3 protein-coding genes and 1 pseudogene are annotated in these 2,986 nt (G+C 73.4%); 2 read left to right on the top strand and 2 right to left on the bottom strand.

Annotated elements, in window-relative coordinates:
* Positions 1 to 302 (top strand): sigma-70 family RNA polymerase sigma factor (locus tag KBX39_RS27605; RefSeq protein ID WP_210873287.1); only part of this gene is annotated, 302 nt, incomplete at its 5' end.
* Positions 299 to 1,477, top strand: a complete 1,179-nt coding sequence (locus KBX39_RS27610; protein ID WP_210873290.1) for a WD40 repeat domain-containing protein — start codon at positions 299 to 301, stop codon at positions 1,475 to 1,477. The genes KBX39_RS27605 and KBX39_RS27610, both read left to right, overlap by 4 nt.
* Here the strand turns inward: KBX39_RS27610 and KBX39_RS27615 are convergent.
* Both KBX39_RS27615 and KBX39_RS27620 read right to left on the bottom strand, forming a co-directional pair.
* Positions 1,461 to 2,396 (bottom strand): PQQ-binding-like beta-propeller repeat protein, encoded by a 936-nt coding sequence (locus KBX39_RS27615; RefSeq protein WP_210873292.1) that lies wholly within the window; start codon positions 2,394 to 2,396, stop codon positions 1,461 to 1,463. The genes KBX39_RS27610 and KBX39_RS27615 overlap by 17 nt on opposite strands.
* A gap of 19 nt (positions 2,397 to 2,415) precedes the next feature.
* A pseudogene (locus tag KBX39_RS27620) lies at positions 2,416 to 2,986 on the bottom strand (hypothetical protein); the annotation flags it as partial.

Here is a 2,986-nt window from a genome sequence, read left to right on the forward strand (position 1 = left end):
GGGTGGCCGAGTCGATGCCGGGCGACGTGCCCGAGCCGCGCGGAGGCGACTCGGCCCCCGACCACGCCCAGCAGACCACGCTCCGGCTGACCCTCCGGGCCGCGCTGGCCCGGCTCTCTCCCAAACAGCGGGCCGTGCTGGTTCTGCGGTTCTTCGAGGACCGCACCGAGACCGAGGCCGCCGACCTGCTCGGTGTGACAGTCGGCACCGTCAAGAGCCAGACCTCGAAGGCGCTGGCGAAGCTGCGCAGCGTGGCACCGGAGCTCGCCGAGCTGTACGTCACGGAAGGAACCGCCCGATGAACCAGGACCGACTGCGTTTCGACCTGGCCGATCTGGCCGAGGAGGTCACCCCGGTCGACCTGCGGGACCGGGCACTGCGTACCTCGCGGCGGCTCGGCCTCCAGCGGGCCGCCGCCACTTCTGCCGCCGTGCTGGTGGTGCTGGCCGCCGCGACCGGAACGGCACTGGCGATCCGGCCGAACAGCCAGACGCCCGTGCCGGCCGGGCCGTCGGTGACAGTCACCGCCCCGCCGGTCGAGCCCACCCCGACCTCGTCCGCCGAGCCGTCGAGCACGCCGTCGACCAGTCCCAGCGAAACCACAGGCGGGGGGTCGAACGGTGACGCGACCTTCGGGCGGCTCGTCTACGGCCCGTCCGACCTGGCGAACGCCCCGTCCCCGACGAGCACCGTCCGGCTTCAGTCCTGGCGTCCGGGCGACGACCCGGTCCGCCTGCTCGGTCTCCCGTACGGGCCGGCGCAGGTCAACGTCTCGGTGTCACCCGACGGACAGAGGGTTGCCTGGGTCGAGACGACCGGTGCGGTGTGGGTGTCGGCCATCGACGGCTCGGGGCGGCGCAAGCTCCGGGACGGCGTCGACGACGTCTGCTGGTCACCCGTCTGGCTGCCGAACTCGCAACAGCTCGTCGTGCGTCTGAACGCTGGCGGCGACGACCCGGCCACCGGCGTGCTCGACGTCTCCTCCGGGAAGTTCACCAGGGTGACGGGCCTCGACGGCTGTCACGCCGTGTTCGCGGCGGACGGGACGCTGGCGTTCGCCGACGGCTCCGACGGCACGATCGTCCTCACCGACCGGAACGGCAGGGCGCGCCGGACGGTGCCGGACCTGGGCACCAAGGGCAGCCGGTACGTCTCCTTCGACCTGTCCAGTCTCTCCCCGGACGGCCGGCGGGTCGCGCTCCTGCGGATCGACCGGAACGGCACGTACGGGGACGCGGCACGGGAGCTACTGGTCAACGCCGTGCTCGACACCCGGACCGGCGCGGAGGTGTCGCTGCCGCTGGAGGGACGTCAACTGCGGCAGGTCTTCTTCCAGCCGGACGGGTCGATGGTGGTCCGGGTCCGCAGCGGTGACCGCTACACGGTGGTCCTGGTGGATGCGAACGGCAAGAAGATCACGGAGCGGGCGGAGCCCTCGGCGCTGCGGGACATGCAGATCATCACCGCAGGACCGTGATCGCCGCGTCCGCCGTGACCTGCTTCCACGGCACCAGCACCACTGTGCCGTCGCGCTCCAGCACCTTCGCGTCGCTGCCCTCGGTGCCGGCCGACAGCGGCGCCTCGGCCACCACGCTCACCTTCCCGGTGGCCGGGTCCAGGCCGAGCAGCGCGCCCCGGTCTCCGTCGCAGAGCGTGGTGACGACGGCCTGGTCCCCGGCGGCCTGCGCGTCGGTCAGGCGGCAGTCGCGGCCGGGCAGCAGCCGATCGGCGTCGGTCTGCCACAGCCGCCTGCCGTCGGCCAGCGAGTAGCCGAGGACGTTCCCGCCGCTGCGGACGACCACCTGCCCGGCGGCCACCGACAGGTCGGGCGCGACGGTCTCGGACCGGCCCGTCCGGCGTTCCACAGGGAACGTCACCCGCCACGCCTGCGTGCCACCGGCCGCATCGAACCCGACGAGCGTGTCGCACGAGTCGGCCGGGCCGAGCGCCACCACGCCCCGCCCGTCGGCGAGGGTCTGCGCGGCCGCGCACAGCGATGCCCCCTGCGGCGCGGGCACGCCCCACGCCTGGCCGCCGTCGCCGAGCCGGTAGGCGATGATCCCGTCCGGCTGGGCCCGGACCACCGCGTCACCGGCCAGCCAGGCGCCGAACATGTCCTGCCCGTCGTACGTCTTCAGGCCGTTGCGCTGCAGCTCCGGGAAGTCGAGCACCCACGCGGCACGCAGCTTCCTCCCACCGTCGTCACCGCCGCCGACCAGCCGGGACACTCCGTAGGCGGTGCCGGCCGCGACCGCGAGCACGGCCACCAGCCCACCGGCCACCAGCAACGCGACGCGCCCGCGCCGCTTCGGCGCCGCCGGCGGCGCACCGCCCGGACCCGGCCGGCCCACCGGTGGGTACGCGGGCGGCGGGTACTGCTGGTGCTGATACGTCATCGGTCGTCTCCCGTTTCCGTCAGCCCGCCAGTTCGCGGACGTAGTCGGCCCAGCCGGCCTGGAACTCGTCGAGCGACACGCCGAGCACGTCCCGGGCGGCGCGGTCGGTCGGGGCGCCGGCGTAGACCGCCTCGACGAAGCGGAACAACTTCGGCTCACCGTGCTTCTCGGCGAGGTGCGTCATCGCGGTGTGCCCGAGCCAGTAGTGGTAGGTCAGCAGGCCGCTCTTCTGCCAGTCGGCGTTGCTGGGCAGCGTGCCGTTCCAGCCGTTCCCGCCGTCGCGGACCAGTTGCAGGGCCGGCGCGGTGCGCTCGCTGGCGGCCAGCGGGCGGCCGTGGAAGGCGATGTACTCGGCGAACCCCTCGACCACCCACTCGTCGAGCTTGCTGAACTCGTCCACGGCGGCCGGGTCGGTGCGGGGCGTCATCAGCGAGTGCGCGATCTCGTGCCGCAACACCAGGTGGGCGTCGTTGTCGCCGCCGGAGCGGGTGAAGTAACGATCTCCGGTGTCCACCACGATGCGGGTGCCGCCGATCGTGTTCCTGCCGTCCTTGCGCTCGGCCGCGACCATGCCCACCGAGTAGCCCGCC

It is taken from the genome of Micromonospora sp. D75 (genome assembly GCF_018070405.1).
GTDB lineage: Bacteria > Actinomycetota > Actinomycetes > Mycobacteriales > Micromonosporaceae > Micromonospora > Micromonospora chalcea.